Source organism: Rhizobium zaerense, assembly GCF_051810725.1.
In the GTDB taxonomy this organism is placed as follows: Bacteria; Pseudomonadota; Alphaproteobacteria; order Rhizobiales; family Rhizobiaceae; genus Rhizobium; species Rhizobium leguminosarum_I.
Genome location: NZ_JBPWQY020000004.1, coordinates 418,865 through 441,092 on the forward strand (window position 1 = coordinate 418,865; position 22,228 = coordinate 441,092).

The following is a 22,228-nucleotide window of genomic DNA, read 5'->3' on the forward strand; positions in this document are numbered from 1 at the left end:
AGGCCAGAATGACGCTCGACTTCTCCATCCTGCTGCGTTTCGAACACGCACTTCTGCTCGGCCTGTGGATGACGCTCAAGCTGACGGTCATCTGCATCGTGCTCGGATGCACCCTCGGCTTTCTCGTCGGTCTCCTCAGGACGTCGCGCAACCTCGCACTTCGTGCGATCTCCAGCATATATGTCGAGTTCTTCCGCGGCACGCCGGTGCTTATCCAGCTCTTCTGGATCTTCTTCTGCCTGCCGCTGCTGCTCGGCGTCGAGCTCTCGAACCTGGCGTCGGGTGTCATCGCGCTGACGCTCTATATGGGGGCGATCACCAGCGAAACCTTCCGGGCAAGCCTCAAGTCCATCGGCCGGGAACAGCTGGACGCCTGCGTCGCTCTCGGTCTGCCGCGCAGGAGCCAGGTGATGAACGTCGTGCTGCCGCAGGCCGTGCTGCGCGCAATCCCGACACTGCTGTCCAACTGCGTCAGCCTCTTCAAGGAATGCGCGCTGGTCTCCGCCGTCGGCATGGCGGACCTGATGTTCGTCGGCCAGAACATCTCCAACAACACGGCTCGTCCCGTCGAAGTGCTGACGGTCGTCGCCCTCATTTACTTCGCGATCGCCTTTCCTCTGACGCGGGCCGTCTCGCTCGTGGAAGGCCGGATCCTGAAGAAGCTCGCAATCTGAAGATAGTCGTTCCCAGACAGGAGAATTCCCCATGAAACTTTCCGGCGTCATGCCCGCGCTCATCACTCCCTTCGACACGAACAACAAGATCGACTTCAAGGCGTTCGAAAAGCACCTGACGGCACTGCGTGCGGCCGGCGTCACGGGCTGGGTGCCGATGGGTTCGACCGGCGAATACTTCTCCCTCTCGAACGAGGAGCGCGACGAGGTGCTCAAGTTCGTCAAGGACTTCGCCAATGACGGCGAGATACTGATCGCCGGCACCAACGCGCCTGCCACCCGCGAGGTGATCGAGAACACGGCGCGCGCCAGGGAGATCGGCTATGACACCGTTCTGCTCGCCACACCCTTCTACACGCGTCCGACGCAGGACGAACTGCTCGCACACTACCGTACCGTGCTCGACGCCACGGATGTCAATCTCATCCTCTACAACTATCCCCCGAAGGACGGCATCGAGATCTCCTTCGACCTGATGGATGCGCTCGCCGGCGATCCGCGAGTGATCGGCATCAAGGAGAGCTCGGGCGTTCTGCAGCGCGCCGTCGACATCCATTCGCGCTACAAGGGCCGTATCGACCTCGTCTCGGGTTCCGACGATATCGCCCTCGACTTCATGTTCTGGGGCGCAGATTCCTGGATCTGCGGTCCGGCCAACTGCATGGCGAAAGCGTGCTGCGACCTCGACCGGACGTTCCGTTCCGGCGACCTCGAAGAGGCCCGCGAGATGATGACGATTCTCTACAGGGCGCTGAACATCCTTGAGAGCGGCAAGTTCGTCCAGAAGATCAAATATGGCTGCGAGCTCCAGGGCACGCCGGTCGGCACCTGCCGCGCGCCGCTCGGCGAACTGACGGCGGAGGAGAAGGCCGAATTCAAGGCGGCGATGCAGCCGATCCTCAACTGGTAACAGACCTCGACTGCAAACAGCTATGGGGCGGCCAAACCGCCCCAAAACCACTGAAATAGCGAGGTTCGCCGTGTCATCCATCGTGGTCGTCGGCGCCGGCATTATCGGCACCACAATCGCCTATGAACTGCAGCGCCGGGGACAGACCGTCACCTTGCTCGACAAGGCGGCGCCGGGCCGCGGCGCTTCCTATGGCAACATGGCCAGCATCGCCGTCACCGAATTCATGCCGGCCTCGCGTCCCGGCATCTGGGCGCAGATGCCGAAATGGCTGCTCGATCCGGAGGGTCCGGTCCGCATCCGCCCCGGCTATCTGCCGAAACTGGTGCCCTGGTTCCTGCGGTTCCTGGCTGCAAGCCGTCCTTCGAAGCTGCGGGAACTGGAGGCGGCCGGCGCCATGCTGTGCCGACGCGTCCACGAAGACCTGGACGCGCTCCTGAAGGAAACCGGCCTCGGACATATGCTGACCGCCGAGGGATGTCTTAGCCTCTATGCCGATGACGCCGAGTTCAAGGCGGATCGGGAGCATATGGAAGTCCTGGAGCACTTCGGCTTCAGGCACGAAATCCTTGGCGGCAACGCCATCCGGGACATCGAGCCTGTTTTGACGACGAAGATCGGCAAGGCGGTCCTCTTTCCCGACAACCGGTCGATTACCGATCCCTACAGGCTTGTCGTCGCCCTGTCCGAGAGGTTCGAAGCGCTCGGCGGCGGGATCACCGAAGGCGACGTCGTCGATTTCGAGCAGGGCGACGCCGGCGTCTCAGCGCTTCGGTTGGCGGACGGGCGCACCATTGCGGCCGACAAGGTGGTGCTTGCGGCCGGTGCCTTCACCGCCCGGCTTTCTGCCTTGCTGCGGGAACATATCCCGCTCGAAACCGAACGCGGCTACCACACGCAGATCATGAAGCCCGGCATCTCGATGCGCCATTCGATTATCTGGCCGGCGCGCGCCTTCATGGTCACGCCGACGGCAGGCGGCATCCGCGTCGGCGGCACGGTCGAGATGGCCGGTCTCGACGCGCCGCCGGACTATCGGCGCGCGAAGATCCTGGTGAAGAGGGCTCAGGAGGCATTGCCGAGCCTGAAGGTCCGGCAGGCGACGGAGTGGATGGGGCATCGCCCAGCACTGCCCGACACCGTGCCGGTCATGGGGCCTTCCGCCAAGCGCCGCAACGTATGGTACGCAACCGGCCACGGACATCTCGGCCTCACCTATGCGGCGACGACCGGCCGGCTGATGGCCGATCTCATCACGGGCGTCGAACCGCCCGTGGATATGAAACCCTATCGCGTCGACCGTTTCTGAGAGTGGCGTCGGCGCAAGGCGAAGGGAGTGACTATGCGAAGCGAACTCTACATTGATGGGCAATGGGTGAAACCGGCCAAGGGCGGAACCTGCGAGGTGATCAATCCGGCGACCGAAGAGGTGATACACAGGATCGCCGCCGCAACGGCCGAAGACGTCGACCTCGCCGTGAAGGCCGCGCGCCGCGCCTTCGATAGGGATGGCTGGCCGAAACTGACGGGGGCCCAACGCGCCGGATATCTCCGCGCCATCGCGGACGGTATCCGCGCCCGTCAGGCTGAGATTGCACGCCTCGAAGTGCTCGACAACGGCAAGCCGTTTCCGGAGGCCGACTGGGATGTCGCCGATGCGGCGGGCTGCTTCGATTTCTATGCGGGGCTGGCCGAACAGCTCGACAACAACCCCGAGGAGGCGATCGCGCTTCCCGATGCGCGCTTCACCTCCAAGGCGGTGCGTGAACCGATCGGGGTGACCGGCGCGATCATTCCCTGGAACTATCCGCTTTTGATGGCGGCATGGAAGGTTGCCCCGGCGCTCGCCGCTGGCTGCACCGTGGTGCTGAAGCCCGCCGAATTGACATCGCTGACGGCGCTTGAGCTGGCGGCGGTTGCCGACGAAGCCGGGCTGCCTGCTGGCGTTCTCAATATCGTAACCGGCGCCGGCTCGATCGCCGGGCAGGCGATCATCGATCACAGGCAGGTCGACAAGCTCGCCTTTACCGGCTCCGGGCCGGTCGGTTCGAAGATCATGGCTGCGGCTGCCCGCGACATCAAGCGCGTTAGCCTGGAGCTCGGCGGCAAGTCGCCCTTTGTCGTCTTCGAGGACGCCGATATCGACAAGGCCGTCGAGTGGATCATGTTCGGCATCTTCTGGAACCAGGGCCAGGTCTGCTCGGCCACATCCCGGGTGCTCGTGCACGAAGCAATTTATGGCCGTCTGCTCGAATTGCTGGTCGAAGAGACGAACAGGATCAAGATCGGTAATGGTCTCGACGAGGGAACCCTTCTCGGCCCGCTCGTCTCGAAACGCCAATATGACCAGGTCGTCGCGGCGATCGAAGGCGCCCGGAAGGCCGGCGCCACCGTCGCCTGCGGCGGCACGCGTCCGGAAGGATTCGACAGGGGGTTCTATCTCAGGCCGACGGTGCTGGCCGACGTGCCGCTCGACAGCGACGCATGGAAGGAGGAGATATTCGGGCCCGTGGTCTGCGTGCGCGCCTTCAAGACCGAAGAGGAAGCAGTGGAGCTCGCAAACGACTCGCGCTTCGGCCTGGCCGCGGCTGTGATGTCGAAGGACGACGCCCGTGCCGAACGGGTGGCGGCCGCCTTCCGCGCCGGGATCGTCTGGATCAATTGCTCGCAACCGACGTTCACCGAAGCGCCCTGGGGCGGCTACAAGGAATCCGGCATCGGCCGCGAGCTCGGACGCTGGGGCCTCGACAACTATCTCGAGACCAAGCAGATCACCCGCTTCACCAGCGAGGATCCCTGGGGCTGGTACATCAAACCGGAGGCGGCCAAGTGAACTGGAACCGGACCCTGGAGCTCTTACAGGTCCACTGCCAGGGCGAGGTCGGCAAGGTCATCGTGGCAGGAGCGCCTGAGATACCCGGTGCGACGATGCTCGACAAAATGAACCACATCAACACGGTCGACGACAGTCTGCGCCGCTTCGTGACTTTCGAGCCGCGCGCCAACGTCGCCATGTCGGTGAACCTGCTGATCGCCCCGACACGCAGCGATGCGGATGCCGGCTTCGTCGTCCTCCAGGCCGATCGCGCCCACCCGATGTCCGGAAGCAACTGCATCTGCGTGGTCACCGCACTTCTGGAGAGCGGGCGGGTGCCGATGTCGGAACCGGAGACGGTCGTCCGTCTCGACACGCCCGCCGGTCTCATAGTCGCACGCGCCGTCTGCCGTGACGGCCAGTGCCTGTCCGTCAGCCTCGACAATGTGCCGAGCTTCGCCGAAGCGCTGGACAAGGAGATGGAGACGCCGAAATGGGGTCGCATCAAGATCGACGTCGCCTTCGGCGGCGTCTATTACGCGCTCGTTGATGTCGAGCAGATCGGTCTCGATATTGCACCTGCCAATGCCCGGCTGCTCGCAGAAGCCGGTATCGAGCTCAAGTCGCTCCTCGCCCGGCAGGTCTCGGTCGCCCATCCCGTCCTCAGCGGTATCGACGAGATCGCGTATGTGATGTTTCGTGGACAGGAGGCCGACGGCGCGGTGCGAACCTGCACGACACTGCAGCCCGGCCGGGTCGACCGATCGCCCTGTGGGACGGGCAGCTCGGCGAACCTTGCTGTGCTCCACGCCCGCGGAGAAGTCTCGGTCGGAGACCGCAGGACGTCGCGGTCGATCATCGGCGGCGAATTCTTGGCGGAGGCGATCGGAGAGACCAAGGTGGGCGGCCGCCGCGCCGTGCTGCCGCGAATAACCGGCCGGGCCTATGTCTACGGTCGCGAACAGCTCCGCTTGTCCGACGACGATCCCTTCACGGCGGGATTTGCGCTGTCCGACACCTGGGGTCCCCAGGTCGGTTTGCTGGATTAGGAGCCGGCATGTCAACCTGGATTCGATGTTCCATCTCTGCCGCGCGGCCCTCCCGCACATGATCGGCGCCGGTGGCGGCGCGATCGTCAATACCGCCTCGCAATGGGGGCCTCTACCCTGCGCCGAACCACATCGCCTATAACACGACGAAAGCGGCGGTCGCCGCGTTCACCCAGAACCTCGCCCGCGACTATGCGCCCGACAAGGTCCGGATCAATGCCGTCTGCCCCGGCGAAATCCATGCTCCGATGCTCGAATCCGGTGTTGCGCACACTGGGCGGACGATCGCCGATCTCGACAAACTCGTCCCCTACGGCCGTATCGGCAGGCCGGAGGAGGTGGCAGCGCTCGTTGCGTTCCTTGCATCGAATGAAGCGGCCTTCATGTGCGGCTCGCTGGTGGAAATCACCGGCGCGCAAGCCGTGGCTTGAAAGCGCGGGTCGAGCTCAGTGACGGCATGCCGGAAGCGCAATCCTGCTTTGGTTTCGGATTTCATCCGTCTACAAGGTGAGAAGGCTGCGAACGATCTCCGGCTTATTTGTAAGTGATCTTGTCGCCGACCCTCGGGCGATTGAAGTAATGGCGATCGAAGCTGTAGCCATTCTGCCCGGTGAAGTTTGAAAAGAACGCCGAGACCGGCGTCGTCAATGTGTACTGCACCCGGGTCAGCACGACCTGCACGCCGTCATCCTGGATCTCCGAAGGGACCTCGATCGTGCTCGCGGAGCCGGAGTTCAGTGCCGAGGTGTTGAGCGCTGCGGACCAGTTGACGGTCGCGCTGCCGCTCGTGGCGATATCGTCCACCGCCAGCGTGATCGTCAGCCCATTCGTCTCATAGGGCTGCAGGATGAAGCTGGCGCCGGAGAGGAGCTTGGCGACATCGGACTTCGTCCAGGAGCCCTGCTGTGAAATCATGTCGCCTGTGGAAGCGGCGATCTCATCTATCTTTCGGCTGACCGTCAGCGCATGGCCGAGATCGACGGTGCCGAACAGGAGCATCACCAGGATCGGTAACACGAGCGCGAATTCCACGCCCGAAGCCGCCGACCGGTCGCGCATGAGATGACGGGCGAGGGATCGGGCAAAGCGGAAAAAGGACTGGCTCCATCTCATCATGTCAGAAAGGCTCGTTGCGGAACAGAACGGAAGAGCCGAGCAGGTAGCGGCCGTCCGAAAGCTTGGCGCTCGACAGGCTGAAGAAATTGACGACGGCGGTCCATGGCAGGAACGTCTGAACCAGGATGTAGTCGCTGCCCTTGCCGATATCATAGGTCTCGGTGACCGTGAGATTGCCGCTGTCGTCGATGGGATCGCCGCTGGCGGCGGACGAGAGGTCCGAGAGCACGTTCACCTTGACCAGGAGATCGCTGGAGCAACTGAACGAGAGAAGCATGTCGTTGCAAATTCTGGCCTTGAAATCGGCCAGCGTGATCTTGGAGGACGCAACCTCGCCGGTGCGGATCATCCGGGAGATCTTGTGCACCGAAGCGTCCAGCGCCGAGTTGACGAAGAACATCAGCGACACTTCGATAATGCCGAAGATTATGATGAAGAGCGGCAAAGCCAGGATTGCAAATTCGATCGCAGCCACCCCTTTGCGATCGCCAAGCAGACGGTGCAACGATGCGAAGCGTTTCCCTGGCCTCATTGGGTCAGCCTGACGGATGCGAGATATTGGGTGAAAAGCGCAGACAGGCCTGCGGTGATCTCGGCCGACGACGATGCTGATATGAACAGGCTCTTGGACGATGCGCAATCGGAAAGCGCATAGGGAATGTAGTCGCGTCTCGTGATGCTGGTCGACACGCCACTTTGCATGGTGCCACCATAAGTGCCTTTCCAGTTGGCGCTGGCCATGGTCGAACCGACGGTTGCGTTGTAGCCCCAATCCGACGTGAGCGGCAGGTATTCGGTATAGAGAACCGCCATGGTGGCGGACTGGTTTTTGACGTAGGCACACCAGTCCGGATTAAGCGGCGCCACTTTGTTCCAATACGCCCCGGACGTCGCCTGCCCGTTTTTCCAGGTCACTTTGTCGGTCACCCATTCGCGTTGCGACTGGACGCCATCCGTCAGCAGGAGAACCAGCTTGAGCGGCGAGTTCGAGGAGGTTCCGTCGCCGCCGGTGCCGACTTTCTGCTTGAGCGTCGCAAGCGACACGTCAAAATAGGTGGCTGCCTTCGAGGTCGCGCTGGTGAGGCCGTAGCTTGCGTCCGCGAGGCGATTGCGCGCCGTGTCCGTGCTGAGCGTCGGGGTCAGAACTTCCGTGAGAGTATCGCCAAGGCTATACAATCCGACCTTGATGCGTTGATGATTGCTGTCGGACGTATCGATCAAGGCGAGCACGTCCTTGACGGCGTCGCCGGCGACATCGGCGCGCAGCTTTATGTTCTTGGCCGCGCTGTATTCGTAATTGTTGGCGTATTTCGTCTTGCCGACCGTGTGCGCATCGCCCGTGTGGCAGGCGAACTGGCAGCCGATGCCGGAATACATGGTCGACTGGCCGGCCGTCGTTGCCGCCAGAAGCATCGACGGGGATGTGTCGATGACGATATAGACGTTGAGATAGGAGGTGGCCGGCCCCTTGACGGCGCTTGCCACGCTGACGGGAACGGTGTCGATGTTGGCGATCTTCATCAGCGTCGTCGGAACCGTGCCGCTCGCCGTCGCCGTGATCTTATGGTTTGATGTATCGATGTCGATGTCGCCAAGCGCATAGCTGTTTTCCACCTGCGCATGGAACCAGTCGGAAACCTTTTGCTTGAGAGCGACGGTGTCGTCGGTATCGATCTCTTTGACTGCAGCGATCAGCGCCGTGTCTAGGTCGCTCTGCATCCTCTGCCGGACATTGTAGGTCCTGATGTAGTCAAAACTCGCGCCGACTGCGACGATCATCGGCACCAGGGTGAGCGCAACGACGATCGCAACATTGCCGCCTCTGTCTCTTCCGAGACCGCGAAGAGCTTTGAAGATCCGAGCAAGTGAATGTGAAAGACCCGAGCGCAAGAAACCACCGTCACATAAGTCATACTAACGTGCGAGAAGTATCCGAATTGCTTAAGTCTCTGTTAATTTTTGCATTTTCCGGCAGAACGCGGACTGTCGACGCATTGTTTCGTGCGCATATTGTATATGTCTGCGAATTATGGATAGTCGCGGCGTGACACATCATCTCTTTCATTCGACGGGGATCCGGATGTGTGAGTAAGCCGCAAGCGGGGATACGCCCGCGCCCATGCGCTTCCTCTCCAGCGGTTTCATTCGAAAGCCTGAGCTATCCAAGCAGATCAGCGTGCTGGCAGCAGGTTTTCTCTTTCTACTACTATCGCACGAAAGACAGGCCGACGAGGCCGGCGATCCAGACGCTTGAGGCCAGAGCATTTCTCCCGTCGATACTGCGAGTCATCATCGGGTGTCGTCGTGCAGGGCGGCAATGACGCGATCGGCCATGTAGGCGCAACGGGCGCCATCGAACGGGAACAGCGCCGAGAATGCTCCGGAAAGCTTCCTTTCGATCGACTGTCGCATCATCTTGCGCGCCCGGTGCAGTCGGGTCTTGGCCGTTTCGGGCCTTATGCCGAGATAAGATGCGGCCTCCTCCGTGCTCATGCCCTCGACATCCCGCAGCACGAAGACGGCGCGAAAATCATCGGGGAGTTCGTCGACCGCGTTTTCGAGGAGATGCCGCGCCTGGCTTCTGGACAGCTCGGTTTCCGGGTCGGTTGCAGACAGAGAGGACGGAAACTGTAACACTTCGCCACCCGGCGCCGTCGTCTGCATGTCGATTTCCTCGAGCCCAGTGGTGTTCTTTCGGGCCCGCACACGGCCGAGCGCCTCGTTGAGCGTAATGCGGGTCAGCCACGTCGAGAGTTGCGCCTCGCCGCGGAATGCCGCGAGATTGGTGAAAGCCTTGGTGTAGGCCGCCTGGACGACATCTTCAGCTTCCCAATCATTGCGGATGACGGCGCGCGCGGTGCGGAACAGACGCTGATTGTGCCGCTGCACGATGGTTCGGACGGCGGACTCGTCGCCCATTTTCGCCAGCGGCACCAGATCGGCGTCGGACAGTGTCGACGTCTGCTGCCGATGTTGCCCCGCCGGAGCTGGAATGGCTGCCATGGAAATTCTCCACCTGCTTACCTGTTCGATTGAAGCCCGGCCTACGGCCGAACCTCCAGTTTGCCCGTCATCGCGGGATGAAAACGACAATAGAAATCGATCGCTCCCGCTTCGCCGATCGTCATCCGGCCTTCCGATTTCGGCGGCAGGTCGACATCGAAGCTCTTGTCGCGAGCGGTTGCCGAGTGCCGGAATATATCATCGTTTTTCCAGACGATCACATCGCCGACATGCAGCTCGGCAGGCGGCGAGCCGAATTTCATGCCCGCGATGGTGATCTGATACTCCGTCGCCGATGCAACCCCGTTGCCCGCCCAAAGCAGCACAGACAGCAGCGGAAGCGATTTCATGAGCGAGCCCATCCCTCCTGCCTATTTGATCATCGAAGCCAGATGCTCGGCATGCACCTGATGTTCCTTGAACAGGGTCAGGCCCGTTTCCAGCAGCGATTTGAGCTCTTTATTCTGCGCCGAAGGGATCAAGGTGTTGGCAAGCGCGTCGTTGACCGACTTGTGATAGGCAACTTCGTTTTCGACATAAGCCTTGTCGAATGCTGCGCCTTTGAGTGTCTCCAGCGTCTTCAGTTCCTTATTCGCCTGTGTCGACAGGGACTGGCTGACCGGGTTGTCTTCGGGTGTCACTTTCAGCTTCTTGACGAGGGCGAGCGCCTGGTCGTTGACGGCCTTGTGGTCGCGCTCCATGGTTTTGGCGAAAGCGATGACTTCGGCATTCTTGCTTTTCTTCAGCGCCTGCTCTGCTGCCGTGACATCGATCTGCCCTGCCGTATAGGCGACGTGGGCGATCTGAGGATCGGTCGGCTTGGCGTCGGCGGCGATCGAAGCCGTGCCGAGCGATGCCGCCATCAGGGTGGCGCCGAGAATTCGTTTCAACATGATCTGTCTCCCTTGTGTCGTGACCGAATGCCTTCCGGCGGCAACGGTGATGCGCCTTCGGAAGCGAACGTTGGATGCAGGTTTGTCGAAAAGGTTCCCAGAAATTTCGGACACGGAAAGGGCGCTTGTCATCAATGTCGGTCGCCGACGCGTCAGCCTTTGCCGAGAAAGCGCTGAAGCACGATGGCGTGGTTATGATGCAGATCTTTCGCCCCGTAGAGAAGCGTCGCGTCAGCTTGCCGGATCTGGCGTTTGCTGGCTGAGCCGATACAGGCAATGAGAGGCGGCGCCCAAAATCGCATGGATCCGACGAAGCGCTTTGAAAGCCAGTCGATGACGGATTTCGGGAAAAGCGTCAGGCAGGCGGATATCGTACCCTGCACAAGGCCGGCATAGAGTGGCAATGGCATGGCGTGCGCGCGGTTGGCGAAAACCGCCCAGCTGCCCATTGCCAAAAAGGCGAAGAGAACATGTACGACGCTGCTGCGGAGTAGCCGGTGCAGTGCATTCGGCATCACAGCGACCACCCGTAGCGGACAAGATGGTGCAACAGGGTTAGAGGCCGTTCTTCATCGCAGCGCGCAACGTATCGTTGATACGATCCTGCCAGCCAGCGCCATTTTCCTGGAAAAAGGCAAGCACATCACTGTCGATCTTGAGCGAAACAAGCTCCTTGACATTCGGCAGTGCTGGCCGCTCAACAGCTTGTTCCGCCTTCTTCTTCGCGGCTTTGAACAACGCTTCTGCAGCATCCATTGGATTGACAGGTCGGCGAGGCGGGTTTGCCATGGTAATGACTTTCTGTTGCCTGTCGGATCGACATGTGAGCGGCATAAGGGATCTCGACTGCTTCGTCGACTATTTAGCTTGTTTCATGCGATCGATCTAGCTGGCCTGCTCGGCCGCTCCCTGTGGGGCCGCGGTGATCGCGGCCCTCAATCGCCCATCAAGCCAGTCATATCGAAGACAGCGGCGTTGTCTTGAACCTCGCGCAGCCCCTTGTAGGACGCATGGCGGAGATTGCCGTCATCGGTCCAGCCGCGAAACTCGATCTCGGCAATCAGCGTCGGCTGGACGAAGACGAGGCGCTTGCCCTTCAAGGGAACGACCGGCCGGCTCGTCTTCAGCCGGTCCAGCGTCTTTTTCAGGTGTTCAGCATCCCTGGCAGTGAAACCAGTCCCCACCGACCCCACGTAAACCCAGTCGAAGCCTTGTTTGCCGGCCACAAGCAGGCTGCCGATGCCGCCGCGGGCGGATGCTGACTGCTCATAACCGACGATCATGAAGCTCTCGCTCTGGACGCACTTGATCTTCAGCCAGTCGCCCGTGCGGCCACTGCGGTAGGGCCGGTCGCGATGTTTGGCAATGATGCCTTCCAGATGACGATGGCAGGCGTGCTCGAGGAGGTCTTCGGCCGGCAGGTCTACTTCTTCGGAGATGCGGATCGTCTGATCATCGCCGTCAGGTATCAGGTCTTCGAGCAGGTGCCGGCGTACGTCAAGCTCGGTGCCTGTCAGATCGTGTCCATCGAGATAGAGAAGGTCGAAGGCAACGAGGATTGACTCGGTCGACGCCCGCTTGCCGCCCCGCCCGCCGAGCGAACGTTGCAGGGCGCCAAAATCCGATCGACCGTGATCGTCGAGTACGACGGCCTCGCCATCGAGAATGGCGGTCGTTGCCCCCAACTCTTTTGCCGCCGCGGCAATGGTGGGGAAGCGATGGGTCCAGTTATGTCCGCCGCGGGTGATGACCCGCACGCCCTTCGGCTCAATATGGATTGCCAATCGATAGCCATCCAACTTCACCTCATAGAGCCAATCCGGCCCCACGGGCACGGTCGGCTTCAGCAGTGCGAGGCAAGGCTCGATGCGCGACGGCATTGGATCAAAGGGCAGGCTAGGCTGGTCGGGATCGCGCTTGCGGATCGGACGAGACTGCAGCGTTGGGTGAGATTCGTCGAGCAAGGGCAGAATTGGGCGGCGCGGGCGCGTCATGATCAGGCCTAGCGCCTTCCGGGGCGGTTTTCCGCTTCGACCGACTTGCGCAGGGCATCCATGATGTTGATGACATTGCTTGGTGCCGGCTCTTGCTTTTCCTTGGACTTGGACGTTGTCCTGCTCGGCTTTTTCATCTGCTTCTTCTTCGCGTCGATGATATCGAGGAGCTTGTCCTGAACCGGATCGGAAACCATCTTCGGGCTCCAGTGCTGCGTCTGCTTTTTGATCAGCTGCTGGACAAGCGGCATCATTTCGCTGTCGGCAGGCTGGTCATCGACTTTCTCGAAATAGATCTCGGCATCGCGCACCTCATCCCCATAACGCAGCGTCCAAAGTACGATGCCCTTGCCGCGTGGCTCCAGCATGACGGCGCGTTCCCGCCTTGAGATTACAAGTCTTGATATGCCGACCATATTCTCGGCGGCCATGGCGTCGCGGATGACCGAAAATGCCTCCTGGCCGACCGGATCGTCCGGAGAAAGATAGTAGGGCGTATCGAACCAGATCCAGTCGACGCCGTCGCGCGGTGCGAAAACTTCGATGTCGATCGTCTTGGTACTATCGAGTGCAACGTTTTCGAGTTCCTCGTCTTCCAGAATGACATACTCGTTCTCGCCGCGTTGATAGCCCTTCACCTCGTCCTCGTCCTTCACCTCCTTGCCGGTGACGGAATCGACATAATGGCTGACGACGCGGTTCTGCGTCTCTCTGTTCAAAGTGTGGAAGCGGACCTTCTCATTTTCCGACGTCGCCGGCATCATCTGCACTGGGCAGGTGACGAGCGAGAGCTTGAGGTAGCCTTTCCAGTGGGGACGAAGGGCCATGGCATCCTCCAATCAGCTGGCGCGGCGGTGTTGAGCGGCGCCGGTGCCACGCGACTTCGCCGATGTCGCACGCGCTGATTTCTGGCGACCTTTTCCGGCATTGGCGTTAGCTGCAGTGCGCTTGCTCTTGGCGGGCGCGGACATTCCGGCACTTTCACGCAGCGCCTGAAGCAGGTCGCTGGGCTTGGATGCCGGGGGCGTCTTCTTCTTCGGCAGCGTCCGGCCCTCAATCTTAGCTTTCACCAGCTCTGCCACCGCCGCCTCATAGCGGTCGTCGAACTGCTTGGGATCAAATTGGCCTTTTTTCGTGTTGATGATGTGTTTGGCGAGCTCCAGCATCTCACCTTCGATCTTCAGGTCCGGCATTTCCTCGAAAGCCTTTTGCGACGAGCGGACTTCATAGTCATAGTTCAAGGTGGAGCCGACCAAGCCGTTGCCGTGCGGCCGAATGAGAACGGTGCGCAGACGCCGGAACAACACCGTGCGAGCAATTGCAGCAACCCTGGCCTTTTTCATGCCGTCGCGCAGCAGCTTGTAGGCGTCGCCGCCCAACTTGTCGGGAGCAAGGTAATAGGGCTTGTCGAAATAGACATCGTCGACTTCATCGCAGGGAATGAACGCCTCGACCGTAAGTGTCTTGTCGCTGTTCGGAATTGCGGACGCGACTTCGTCGGGTTCAAGCACGACATATCGCCCGTCCTCGATCTCGAAACCTTTGACCTGATCCTCGCGCTCGACGGGATCGCCGGTTTCACTGTCGACGAATTCGCGCCGAACACGATTGCCGGTTTTTCGGTTCAGAGTGTTGAAGGCGATCCGCTCGGAGGAGGATGCCGCAGTGTAGAGCGCGACAGGAAACGCGACTTCTCCAAACTTGATGTAACCTTTCCAATTCGCCCGCGGGGCAACCATCTGCGCGACTCCCTCACACAACCAACGCGATTCAACTGAATCACGTGGCAAATTGTTCCGAGTCGGAACGAATCTAAATTCAATGACTTAACAAGTGGAGATCTCCCGTATTCCGAGTCTGGAGATGTTATTGTTTCGATGACTCTTTTTGTCGCGACGTGCGTTTGAACGAGGCGGCAACCACCAGGATATATCCGGCTTCACCGCCAGCATTGCTCAACGGGCGCTGTACTTCGCGTCGAGATCATCCATGGCCTTGACGTTACCGGCAGAACGGCCGTTCTCGTCGAAGGTCTGGGCAAGAAACGCATCAGCGATAGACTTTGCAAGCTCCGTTCCGATGACGCGGGCTCCCATGGTGATGATCTGCGCATTGTTGGAGAGAGCGGCACGCTCGGCGGAATAGGTGTCGTGCGTCAGGGCGGCGCGGATGCCAGGTACCTTGTTGGCCGAGATGCAGACGCCGATGCCGGTGCCGCAAACGAGGATCGCCTTGTCGTAGGTGCCGTCGATGACGCCTGAGGCGACGCGATCCGAGAGGTTGGCATAGAAAGGATCGGCACCGGCGCTGGTGCGCGAGACCTCGTAGACGTCAAAGCGGTCCTTCAGATGGTCGGCCAGAACCTTGGCGAGGCCTTCGCCGGCGCTGTCTCCTGCAATGGCAAGCTTCATTTTCCTTCTCCTCAGAGTTTGGCGGCGCATTTGGCCAGAATGTCGAGGTAACCTTCGACATTCCAGGCCGAACGGCCGATGAAGAGCCCGTCGATATGCGGGCTCGAGATCAATTCTTCGCAGTTCTGCGGGTTGACCGACCCGCCATAAAGGCAGGGGATCTTCCGGCCTAGCACAGCTTCGGCAACGGCGATGATTTCAGACTGGCGGGCATCCGCATAATCCGCAGTCGCCGGGATGCCCTTCTCGCCGATCGCCCAGACCGGCTCGTAGGCCAGCAGGATTTCGGCGCCTTTCTGGTCGCCAGAAAGTTTCGAAAGCGCGCCGCGCACCTGGGTCGCGAGGATGTCGGCGGCCTTTCCGCTTTCGCGGTCGGAAAGCGTCTCGCCAATGCAGATCAGCGGAATGAGACCGTGGCGAACCGCTGCTTCGGTCTTCAGCCCCACTGTCTCGTCGGTCTCTCCAAAATGTTCGCGCCGCTCGGAATGGCCGAGTTCGACGAGATCGAGATTGCAGTCCTTCAGCATTACGGGCGAGACTTCGCCGGTCCAGGCGCCCTGGTCGGCCCAATGCATGGTCTGCGCGCCGACCTTCACCGAGGTCTTGGCAAGCATCGCCTTGATCTCGCGCACGGCCGTGAAAGACGGAATGACGAAGCGCTGGATACGCGGATCGCGTGCGGCATCGGCAGCTTCGAGACCGCGGGCGAAATGCTCGGCTTCAGCAAGCGTCTTGTTCATCTTCCAACTGGTGCCAATCCAGAAGCGCGGCTTTTCGGTCATGTCGGATCCTGCGTTGATGCGATGGTGAGCGTAATGCCCGCCTGCTCGAATTCCTCCAGGACAGCAGCATCGGGTGCGCTGTCGGTGATAACGGCGTCGAAGTCGGCCAGATCCGCCATGAGATGCAGGGCGGTGTGGCCGATGCGCTGATGATTGACCAGAAGGCAGGTCCTGGTCGACGACGCGATCATTGCCCGCTTGGCGCGCACGACATTATCGTCCATGTGATAGGCCCGCGCGCCGCTGACGGCCGGCGTCGAAATGAAGGCGATGTCGGCCCTCAGCCGCGACAATGCCTCCTCGGTGACGACGCCGAGATAGGCGTTGAATTTCGCCGAGTAGATGCCGCCAAGCGCGATCAAGGTGATGCCGGTTTCGCCTTTCAGCCGCTCCATGATCGCCGCATTGTTGGTGATCAACGTCAGCGGCCGCTTCTGCAGCAGCATTTCCCCGAGCACGGCCGCCATCGAGCCGTCGTTCACCATCACCGTCATCCCCGGCTCGACCAGTTCCAGCGCGGTCTCAGCCATAGCCAGCTTGGCCTCGTTGCCCTGGCGCTCGCGAATGCGGAAATCGCTTTCGAACTGCGTTCCGGCATCAATGGTCGCGCCGCCGCGAACCTTGCGCAGGACGCCGGCCTGCTCGAGATCGTCGAGATCGCGATGGATCGTCATCTTTGACACGGTGAAGCGATCGGCAAGGTCGTCGAGATCGACGGTCTTGTTTTCGACGAGCAGGTTGACGATCAACTGCTGCCGCTCTTCCCGCCTCATCCCGCTCTCCCACCCTCGTTGATGTTAAGATAACGAAGTATGCGTGATAATCAACATTTATTATGTTATTTTGCGATAAAATGTTGTTGTTTTCCCTACTCCAGCAGCGCCTGCGCAGTTCGCTCGTCGGTGATCAGCCCGAAAAGGCGGCGGCTATTCAGAATTGCCCGGACGGCCGCCACTTTCGACTGTCCGCCCGCCAGCGCCACAAGCCGCTCTTTCTTGGTCTTGGGGAAAGACGCAGAGAGCGTGCGCGCCGTCAGCGCAGTGTCGAGGATATGGCCGTCGGCGTCGAAAAAATGTCCGAGGATTTCGCCGACGCCGCCTGCGGCGGCGATGTCGTCAATTTCACCGGGTTCGACCATGCCGGACAAAACCAGTTGCGCCTCGGCATCGACAGTTCCCAGGCCGACGAGCTTCAGATCGGCATTATTGGCAAGATCGAAGACCTCCTTGACGGCACGCTGCGCCTTCAGCACTTCGCGGTCCTCGCCGGTATTGGCGAAAAAGGGAACCGGCATGACATAGGCATGGGCGCCGGTCTTTTCGGCGATGCGATGCATCACGTCATAGGGATTGGCGCCATAGTTTCGTGTCAGCCCGCCAAGCAACGAGACGAAGCGCAGGTTCTTCGCGCTCACCCTCGGCATATATTGGACGGCAGCGGAAAGCGTGCGGCCATGACCAAGGCCGATGACCGGGTTGTCGCCGCGCTCGATCTCGCGCTTGAGATAGCCGGCGCCGGCATGGCCGAGTGCGCGCAGCGGCAAGCCTTCTTCGCCGAGATCGGGTGCGACCTCGCAATATTGAAGTCCGAACCGTTCCGAAAGCCGCATCTCCAGCTCGACGCATTCGACGATATCCCCGTCGATGGTGACTTTGACGACGCCATCGGCGACCGCTCTGGCGATCAGGCGATGGGCCTTTACCGACGGTACGCCAAGACGGCGAGCGACGTCGGACTGCGTCAGGCCACCGGCATAGTGAAGCCAGGCAGCACGCACGGCAAGCGTATCATCGGCGTCCGTCATCACGGCTCCTTTTCGAAGGTCATGCGGCGATTCCGCCGTATCGCAGTGCTGCCTTTTAAAGATCTCCGCCTCAGATGTTCAAGTCGGCGACGCCGGTGTCGATATGCGGCGCCCAGAATGCGACGCTTTCGGCGATCTGCGGGATGACCCGGCGATCGTTCGGCTCGCGTTCCTTGAAGGAGAGTTCCAGGCAGATTTCATTGTCTTTTGCTCCACCTTCGGCCAGCGCCTGGAGCAGCGGTGCCGGCTGGATGCGGCCCTTGGCGTTGAATTCGGCGGTGAAGGGCCGGTGCCCGCCCTTGTCCATCAAGCTCTGTTTGATGTGAATGATCGGCGATACCGGCGGGACGGCGCGTGCCCAGGCATAGGGGTCGTAGTCATCGGGATCGGCGGAGGTGATGTCGCCATGATCGATATCCGCCATCATCCACATCGGGATGGCCATTGCGGCTGATGTCAGCCGCTCCTGCAGCGACAGGCAGGCGCCGATCGTCTCGCCGAACTCGCGGCCGATGCTCATCGGTTCCCAGAACATGTAGGAGAGACCTGCGGCACGCGCGTGCTCGGCGACATCGGCCCAACAATCGATGGCGATCTTGATCATTTCCTCGCGTCTGGCCGGATCGTCGAAGTCCTTATAGGTGAAGATCGCAAATTGCGTGCCGACCGAGTGGCCGCCGAGATCGGCGGTAATGTCGGCAAAGGTCTTGAACCAATCGACGTAGTAGCGACGCACATCGGCATCCGGATGTCCAAAATGGTTGAGGCGGCCATAGGGGCCGGTCATACCCGAGGTGACCCGCACGCCGGTGCGCTTCAGGGCAGCAATCATCGTGCGCGTCAGGCGACTAACCACTGGCGCCTGCCAGCTCGGATTGATGAATTCGTGGGTCAGTTGGAGGTCGCGGATCCGCAAATCACGCGCGACCGTATCGATCAGATCGTCTGGGTCGGCAAAGCGGTTCACCAGCGGATTGGTGTTGAGCGAAAGGGTCAGCGGCATGGCGGCATCCTTCAGGCGGCGGCAAGGCGGGTTGAAGCAAACCACTCGCCAAAGGCCGCGCGCTCCGCTTCGTTCAGATGGAGGTAGTGTTTGGTGCGGCGAAAGAGGATGTCGTCTGCCGTTTCGGCCCACTCCGTGGCGACGAGATAGCGGGCCTCAGCCTCATAGAACTGTCCGCCGAAATGCCGCCCGAGCCCTTCTATGCCAGTCGCGCCGGCAACCACATTCCTGGCGCGGGCGCCATAGAGACGGCCATAGTGATGCACGAGCTTGCGCGGCATCCAGGGATAGATATCCCGCAGGCTGTTGGCGAAGCTCTCGTAGTCGGCATTCGGAATTTCGCCGCCCGGCAGCGGCGCTTTCTCCGTCCAGTCGCCTCCCATGTTCGGGAAGATGTGCTTCAGGCGCTGCATGCCGCGTTCGGCGAGCTCGCGGAATGTGGTGATCTTGCCGCCGAAGACGTTGAGCAGCGGAGCGCCGCCGGTCTCGTCGAGATCGAAGACATAGTCGCGGGTAACGGCGGACGGATTGCCCTTGCCATCGTCAAACAGCGGGCGCACGCCGGAGAAGCTGTGCAGCACGTCGTTGCGACGCAGCTTTTCCTTGAAATAGCGATTGACCGCCTGGAGCAGATACTCGATCTCGGTCTCGTCGGCGGCAACATCCTCGGCCCGGCCTTCGTAAGCAATATCGGTCGTCCCGATCAGCGCCTTGTCACCCTCGTAGGGATTGATGAAAATGACGCGTTTGTCGTGGTTCTGCACCAGATAGGCATTGGCTCCCGGCCAGAACTTCGGCACGATGATGTGGCTGCCCTTGACGAGGCGGACATTGCGGCTGGAGTTCGAACCAGCGACGCGATTGATGATGTCCATCACCCAGGGGCCGGCGCAGTTCACCAGACATTTGGCACGGAAGGTTCGCGTCTCTCCCGTGGTGTTGCTTCTGGTGACCACGGTCCAACCGCCATTCTCGCGGCGGGCCGACACGGCGGGCGAGCGGGTCAACACCAAAGCGCCGTTTTCCGCTGCGCTGACCGCATTTACGGTCACGAGGCGGGCGTCGTCGACCCAGCAATCGGAATATTCAAAGCCGCGTGTGTATTGATCGAGGATCGGTGTGCCTTCCGGGTCGCGGAGCAGGTTGAGCGTGCGGGTCCCGGGCAGCTTCTTGCGGCCGCCGAGATGATCATAGAGAAAGAGGCCGAGCCGCACGAGCCATGCTGGGCGATCCTCAGGGCTGTGCGGCAGGACGAAGCGCATCGGCCAGATAATATGCGGCGCGGCGTTGAGCAGCACTTCACGCTCGATCAGCGCCTCGCGCACCAGGCGGAATTCGTAATATTCGAGGTAACGCAAACCGCCATGCACCAGCTTGCCCGAACGCGACGAGGTTCCCTGTGCCAGATCGTCCTTTTCGCACAGCACGACCTGCAGGCCGCGGCCGGCAGCATCGCGTGCTATCCCCGCGCCGTTGATGCCTCCGCCGATGACGAAGAGATCCAGGAGTTCGGGTTCGGTCATGTCATGCTCCTTCGATGCCTGCTGCATCAGATTTAGGCGCCCACCGGCGACGTCGCTGCGGCTTCGGCAAGCTTGTCCCAAGCAGGCGCCATTGCTTGGCGCACATCGGCATAGGCAGAAAAGAGCCGGTCGAACCGGTGAGCCTCGCTGGCATCCGGCGTCTCCGGATCGCCGAGCAGCGGCGTCACCCAGTCGGCAATGCAATCGTCCATGCTGGAATAGACGCCGACAGCCACCGCGGCCATCATCGCCACGCCGGCCGCCCCCGTCTCCTCGCGGCGCGACTGGCGGATCGGTGCGTTAACGGCGGCCGAGAGTGAGCGGCGAAGGGCGACGGAGCGTGTTGCCCCGCCCGTGACCCGCAGCTCTTCGGGCATCGCGCCCATCGCCGCGTAGCAGTCTCGGGTGGCAAGCCCCAACCCTTCGACCACGCCGCGCAGCAGATCGGGGAAGCGGTGACGCATCGAAAGCCCGGTGAAGCCCGCGCGCGCATTGGCGTTGACGAAAGGCCCACGTTCGCCCGCTTCGGAAATGTAGGGGTGGTAAAGCACCGCCCCCGGCCGGCTTTCTGCAAACCAGTCGTCGATGCGCGCAATGAGGTCTGCATGCGAAGCAGGCTTGCCGGCCTCGGCCAACAGATAGGCGGCAACGCCGAGGATCCAGTCGATGTTGATCGTGGCGCCCATATTGGTCTGGACCTGGGTGACGATGCCGGGGATGGGCAGGGCGATCACATAGCCGGTGCCCTCACGATTGAGCTGAACGTCGGCAACGGACTTGGCGCGCAAGTGCACGCCGGTGGAGCCGATCGTCGAGCAGGCGGCGTTGCGAGCGCCGCTGCGCACGCCTGCGCCAAGCGCCGTCATCACCATGTCGACATAACCGAGGCAGACCGGCGTTCCGGCAAGAAGCTCACAGGCCTTCGCCGCCTCCAATGTCAGTGGGTGGCTGGTCTCGCTGCCGTCGATGATTTCGGGCAGGAGCCCGCGTCTATGGTCAAGACCGAGCGCGTCGATCACGACGGCATCATACTGGCGCGTTCTGAAATTGCCGAAGGTGAAACTTGCCTCCGATGGATCGGTTGCCCGCACGCCTGTAAGGTTGAGATAGAGCCAGTCCTTGCAGTGCAGCGCCGCCTCTGCCCGATCGAGAAGATCCGGCGTGAAGCGGTCCATATGGGCAAGTTGCGCGCCCTGCTGGCAAGTGTTGAGACCGGTGCCCGTTGCCTCGAAGCGGGCACGATTCTGGGTTCCGCCGGCAAGTGCCGTAACCGTCGTTGCGGCGCGCGCGTCGAGCCACAGCCAGGCATCGGCAACCGGCCTATTGCCGCGGCCGACGAGCCAGGTGCCATCGCCCTGTCCGGTGACGGCGATGGCTGCGGTGCGGGATGCAAGATCAGGGACTTTTTCGCTAAGGCCACGCAACGCGCTGGCGCAATCGAGCCAGGTCTGATCGAGCGACTGCGTTGCCGAGCCATCGTCTCCGGTGGTGTATCTGTTGCGAACGGAGGCCGTGGCAATCTGGCGTCCGGACGGATCGAAGGCGACGGCCTTGATGACCGAGGTGCCGGCATCTATGCCAATGATGATCTTCTGGGTCGACGTCATCGCAGGCCTATCTCGCCACCATTGCAAGCGCCGCAGCGGGCAATACGCGCATCAAATTCATCTGAAGTCCTCCCGATCCCTAAACTCTCTGGGATGATGCATCCGGCTGCCAACCTCGGTCCTTTCACGGGTAACGGCAAGCGCGCTGCCTTTGGCAAATCCCAGATCTGGCGCGCAGCCGAAACCTGCCGAAGTTCGCTCGAAAATATAACATAAAGATACCACAATGCCAGTAAGATTTTTCTAGCGATGTAATTTTTTTCATCTAAAATAGAAGAACAAGGAGTTTGCTTCGGCCCCGCGGCGACAGCGGCGGGCGGCAGCAAAAGCGGCAGCGCGCGCAATGTTTTGTCTGTCATATACTGCAATAAAAACAGATGGATGGTGCCATCATGCGGCTGAACGACAAATGCCAAAATGTCTGCATTTGCCGTCGCTTTTTGCTGCGCCGCAGCGAGATAAACAAGGTGTGAGGTTGTGCATTTCAGTCGAGTTGCCGTGAAAGCGCCGTTGACAGCTTATAAAATATATAACATCATTTGCGGAATAAGTAACATATTTCTATCACGGAAGTGCGCTTCCTGATGGAAAATTTGCGGGCCCAGGCGGTTGGAGGAGACAGCCGCCGGTCTTGTTGAGGAGGC

General features: G+C 61.0%; 24 protein-coding genes and 1 pseudogene. 6 read left to right on the plus strand and 19 right to left on the minus strand.

The features are described 5' to 3' along the window. The first annotated feature begins 8 nt into the window (after positions 1–8). From ACS4RR_RS29910 to ACS4RR_RS29935, 6 genes and pseudogenes are all read left to right on the plus strand, one after another. Positions 9–674 (plus strand): amino acid ABC transporter permease, encoded by a 666-nt coding sequence (locus ACS4RR_RS29910; protein ID WP_456190533.1) that lies wholly within the window; start codon positions 9–11, stop codon positions 672–674. 31 nt (positions 675–705) lie between these two features. After that, positions 706–1,584 (plus strand): 4-hydroxy-tetrahydrodipicolinate synthase, encoded by an 879-nt coding sequence (gene dapA, locus ACS4RR_RS29915; RefSeq protein WP_456190534.1) that lies wholly within the window; start codon positions 706–708, stop codon positions 1,582–1,584. A 22-nt stretch (positions 1,585–1,606) separates the two neighbouring features. After that, entirely contained in the window at positions 1,607–2,893 is a 1,287-nt protein-coding gene (locus ACS4RR_RS29920) for an NAD(P)/FAD-dependent oxidoreductase (RefSeq protein ID WP_456190535.1), read from the plus strand. A gap of 33 nt (positions 2,894–2,926) precedes the next feature. Further along, the gene (locus tag ACS4RR_RS29925) at positions 2,927–4,417 is read left to right on the plus strand and encodes an aldehyde dehydrogenase family protein (protein ID WP_456190594.1); all 1,491 of its coding nucleotides are present in this window, start codon (positions 2,927–2,929) and stop codon (positions 4,415–4,417) included. Further along, complete coding sequence (locus ACS4RR_RS29930; protein WP_456190536.1) at positions 4,414–5,448, plus strand: proline racemase family protein; 1,035 nt, start codon at positions 4,414–4,416, stop codon at positions 5,446–5,448. Before ACS4RR_RS29925 ends, ACS4RR_RS29930 begins: the two co-directional genes overlap by 4 nt. Further along, positions 5,441–5,879 (plus strand): annotated as a pseudogene (locus ACS4RR_RS29935) (SDR family NAD(P)-dependent oxidoreductase); the annotation flags it as partial. The gene ACS4RR_RS29930 and the pseudogene ACS4RR_RS29935, both read left to right, overlap by 8 nt. A gap of 103 nt (positions 5,880–5,982) precedes the next feature. Here ACS4RR_RS29935 and ACS4RR_RS29940 read toward each other — a convergent pair. From ACS4RR_RS29940 to ACS4RR_RS30030, 19 genes are all read right to left on the minus strand, one after another. Further along, positions 5,983–6,564, minus strand: a complete 582-nt coding sequence (locus ACS4RR_RS29940) for a TadE/TadG family type IV pilus assembly protein (RefSeq protein WP_260059565.1) — start codon at positions 6,562–6,564, stop codon at positions 5,983–5,985. A 1-nt stretch (position 6,565) separates the two neighbouring features. Then, positions 6,566–7,096 carry a TadE/TadG family type IV pilus assembly protein gene (locus tag ACS4RR_RS29945; RefSeq protein WP_170276212.1) on the minus strand — a complete coding sequence of 177 codons (531 nt, stop codon included), beginning with the start codon at positions 7,094–7,096 and terminating at the stop codon, positions 6,566–6,568. After that, on the minus strand, positions 7,093–8,454 hold the full coding sequence (locus tag ACS4RR_RS29950) for a TadE/TadG family type IV pilus assembly protein (RefSeq protein ID WP_170276213.1): 1,362 nt from the start codon (positions 8,452–8,454) through the stop codon (positions 7,093–7,095). The genes ACS4RR_RS29945 and ACS4RR_RS29950 overlap by 4 nt, the downstream gene beginning before the upstream one ends. Before the next feature lie 399 nt (positions 8,455–8,853). Next, positions 8,854–9,567 (minus strand): RNA polymerase sigma factor, encoded by a 714-nt coding sequence (locus tag ACS4RR_RS29955; RefSeq protein WP_017967808.1) that lies wholly within the window; start codon positions 9,565–9,567, stop codon positions 8,854–8,856. 41 nt (positions 9,568–9,608) lie between these two features. Then, positions 9,609–9,929 (minus strand): cupredoxin domain-containing protein, encoded by a 321-nt coding sequence (locus tag ACS4RR_RS29960; RefSeq protein ID WP_017967809.1) that lies wholly within the window; start codon positions 9,927–9,929, stop codon positions 9,609–9,611. 9 nt (positions 9,930–9,938) lie between these two features. After that, entirely contained in the window at positions 9,939–10,460 is a 522-nt protein-coding gene (locus ACS4RR_RS29965) for a DUF4142 domain-containing protein (protein WP_026154531.1), read from the minus strand. A gap of 152 nt (positions 10,461–10,612) precedes the next feature. After that, positions 10,613–10,975 carry a DUF488 family protein gene (locus tag ACS4RR_RS29970; RefSeq protein ID WP_456190537.1) on the minus strand — a complete coding sequence of 121 codons (363 nt, stop codon included), beginning with the start codon at positions 10,973–10,975 and terminating at the stop codon, positions 10,613–10,615. A 40-nt stretch (positions 10,976–11,015) separates the two neighbouring features. Beyond that, on the minus strand, positions 11,016–11,249 hold the full coding sequence (locus tag ACS4RR_RS29975; RefSeq protein ID WP_456190538.1) for a BrnA antitoxin family protein: 234 nt from the start codon (positions 11,247–11,249) through the stop codon (positions 11,016–11,018). A 146-nt stretch (positions 11,250–11,395) separates the two neighbouring features. Further along, complete coding sequence (gene ligD, locus ACS4RR_RS29980; protein ID WP_456190539.1) at positions 11,396–12,454, minus strand: non-homologous end-joining DNA ligase; 1,059 nt, start codon at positions 12,452–12,454, stop codon at positions 11,396–11,398. Positions 12,455–12,462: 8 nt separating this feature from the next. Beyond that, the gene (gene ku, locus ACS4RR_RS29985; protein ID WP_456190540.1) at positions 12,463–13,281 is read right to left on the minus strand and encodes a non-homologous end joining protein Ku; all 819 of its coding nucleotides are present in this window, start codon (positions 13,279–13,281) and stop codon (positions 12,463–12,465) included. Between the two features lie 12 nt (positions 13,282–13,293). Next, a complete protein-coding gene (gene ku / locus ACS4RR_RS29990) occupies positions 13,294–14,193 on the minus strand; it encodes a non-homologous end joining protein Ku (protein ID WP_456190541.1) in 900 nt (299 codons plus the stop codon). Between the two features lie 216 nt (positions 14,194–14,409). After that, positions 14,410–14,865 (minus strand): D-erythrulose-4-phosphate isomerase, encoded by a 456-nt coding sequence (gene derI, locus ACS4RR_RS29995; RefSeq protein ID WP_003562478.1) that lies wholly within the window; start codon positions 14,863–14,865, stop codon positions 14,410–14,412. Positions 14,866–14,876: 11 nt separating this feature from the next. Continuing rightward, complete coding sequence (locus ACS4RR_RS30000; RefSeq protein ID WP_222295865.1) at positions 14,877–15,647, minus strand: triose-phosphate isomerase; 771 nt, start codon at positions 15,645–15,647, stop codon at positions 14,877–14,879. Beyond that, on the minus strand, positions 15,644–16,420 hold the full coding sequence (locus tag ACS4RR_RS30005; RefSeq protein ID WP_456190542.1) for a DeoR/GlpR family DNA-binding transcription regulator: 777 nt from the start codon (positions 16,418–16,420) through the stop codon (positions 15,644–15,646). Before ACS4RR_RS30005 ends, ACS4RR_RS30000 begins: the two co-directional genes overlap by 4 nt. A gap of 95 nt (positions 16,421–16,515) precedes the next feature. After that, entirely contained in the window at positions 16,516–17,451 is a 936-nt protein-coding gene (locus tag ACS4RR_RS30010) for a sugar-binding transcriptional regulator (RefSeq protein ID WP_260111321.1), read from the minus strand. 70 nt (positions 17,452–17,521) lie between these two features. Then, entirely contained in the window at positions 17,522–18,454 is a 933-nt protein-coding gene (locus tag ACS4RR_RS30015; RefSeq protein WP_260111320.1) for a sugar phosphate isomerase/epimerase family protein, read from the minus strand. An 11-nt stretch (positions 18,455–18,465) separates the two neighbouring features. Beyond that, positions 18,466–19,977: a glycerol-3-phosphate dehydrogenase gene (locus tag ACS4RR_RS30020; protein WP_456190543.1), complete on the minus strand. Its 1,512-nt coding sequence runs from the start codon at positions 19,975–19,977 to the stop codon at positions 18,466–18,468. A 32-nt stretch (positions 19,978–20,009) separates the two neighbouring features. Continuing rightward, positions 20,010–21,584 carry an FGGY-family carbohydrate kinase gene (locus tag ACS4RR_RS30025; RefSeq protein WP_456190544.1) on the minus strand — a complete coding sequence of 525 codons (1,575 nt, stop codon included), beginning with the start codon at positions 21,582–21,584 and terminating at the stop codon, positions 20,010–20,012. Then, positions 21,581–22,000 (minus strand): hypothetical protein, encoded by a 420-nt coding sequence (locus tag ACS4RR_RS30030; RefSeq protein ID WP_456190545.1) that lies wholly within the window; start codon positions 21,998–22,000, stop codon positions 21,581–21,583. The genes ACS4RR_RS30025 and ACS4RR_RS30030 overlap by 4 nt, the downstream gene beginning before the upstream one ends. Positions 22,001–22,228 lie beyond the last annotated feature (228 nt).

What these genes read in the sequence shown, in the direction of transcription:
- ACS4RR_RS30010 (WP_260111321.1), bottom strand. Translation starts at nt 17,451, where the DNA reads ATGACGGACGCCGATGATACGCTTGCCGTGCGTGCTGCCTGGCTTCAC.
- ku (WP_456190540.1), bottom strand. Translation starts at nt 13,281, where the DNA reads ATGGCCCTTCGTCCCCACTGGAAAGGCTACCTCAAGCTCTCGCTCGTC.
- ku (WP_456190541.1), bottom strand. Translation starts at nt 14,193, where the DNA reads ATGGTTGCCCCGCGGGCGAATTGGAAAGGTTACATCAAGTTTGGAGAA.
- ACS4RR_RS29975 (WP_456190538.1), bottom strand. Translation starts at nt 11,249, where the DNA reads ATGGCAAACCCGCCTCGCCGACCTGTCAATCCAATGGATGCTGCAGAA.
- ACS4RR_RS29920 (WP_456190535.1), top strand. Translation starts at nt 1,607, where the DNA reads ATGGGGCGGCCAAACCGCCCCAAAACCACTGAAATAGCGAGGTTCGCC.
- derI (WP_003562478.1), bottom strand. Translation starts at nt 14,865, where the DNA reads ATGAAGCTTGCCATTGCAGGAGACAGCGCCGGCGAAGGCCTCGCCAAG.
- ligD (WP_456190539.1), bottom strand. Translation starts at nt 12,454, where the DNA reads ATGACGCGCCCGCGCCGCCCAATTCTGCCCTTGCTCGACGAATCTCAC.
- ACS4RR_RS29940 (WP_260059565.1), bottom strand. Translation starts at nt 6,564, where the DNA reads ATGATGAGATGGAGCCAGTCCTTTTTCCGCTTTGCCCGATCCCTCGCC.
- dapA (WP_456190534.1), top strand. Translation starts at nt 706, where the DNA reads ATGAAACTTTCCGGCGTCATGCCCGCGCTCATCACTCCCTTCGACACG.
- ACS4RR_RS29960 (WP_017967809.1), bottom strand. Translation starts at nt 9,929, where the DNA reads ATGGGCTCGCTCATGAAATCGCTTCCGCTGCTGTCTGTGCTGCTTTGG.
- ACS4RR_RS29910 (WP_456190533.1), top strand. Translation starts at nt 9, where the DNA reads ATGACGCTCGACTTCTCCATCCTGCTGCGTTTCGAACACGCACTTCTG.
- ACS4RR_RS29955 (WP_017967808.1), bottom strand. Translation starts at nt 9,567, where the DNA reads ATGGCAGCCATTCCAGCTCCGGCGGGGCAACATCGGCAGCAGACGTCG.
- ACS4RR_RS29970 (WP_456190537.1), bottom strand. Translation starts at nt 10,975, where the DNA reads ATGCCGAATGCACTGCACCGGCTACTCCGCAGCAGCGTCGTACATGTT.
- ACS4RR_RS29925 (WP_456190594.1), top strand. Translation starts at nt 2,927, where the DNA reads ATGCGAAGCGAACTCTACATTGATGGGCAATGGGTGAAACCGGCCAAG.
- ACS4RR_RS30005 (WP_456190542.1), bottom strand. Translation starts at nt 16,420, where the DNA reads ATGAGGCGGGAAGAGCGGCAGCAGTTGATCGTCAACCTGCTCGTCGAA.
- ACS4RR_RS29945 (WP_170276212.1), bottom strand. Translation starts at nt 7,096, where the DNA reads ATGAGGCCAGGGAAACGCTTCGCATCGTTGCACCGTCTGCTTGGCGAT.
- ACS4RR_RS30015 (WP_260111320.1), bottom strand. Translation starts at nt 18,454, where the DNA reads ATGCCGCTGACCCTTTCGCTCAACACCAATCCGCTGGTGAACCGCTTT.
- ACS4RR_RS30000 (WP_222295865.1), bottom strand. Translation starts at nt 15,647, where the DNA reads ATGACCGAAAAGCCGCGCTTCTGGATTGGCACCAGTTGGAAGATGAAC.
- ACS4RR_RS29965 (WP_026154531.1), bottom strand. Translation starts at nt 10,460, where the DNA reads ATGTTGAAACGAATTCTCGGCGCCACCCTGATGGCGGCATCGCTCGGC.
- ACS4RR_RS30025 (WP_456190544.1), bottom strand. Translation starts at nt 21,584, where the DNA reads ATGACGTCGACCCAGAAGATCATCATTGGCATAGATGCCGGCACCTCG.
- ACS4RR_RS30020 (WP_456190543.1), bottom strand. Translation starts at nt 19,977, where the DNA reads ATGACCGAACCCGAACTCCTGGATCTCTTCGTCATCGGCGGAGGCATC.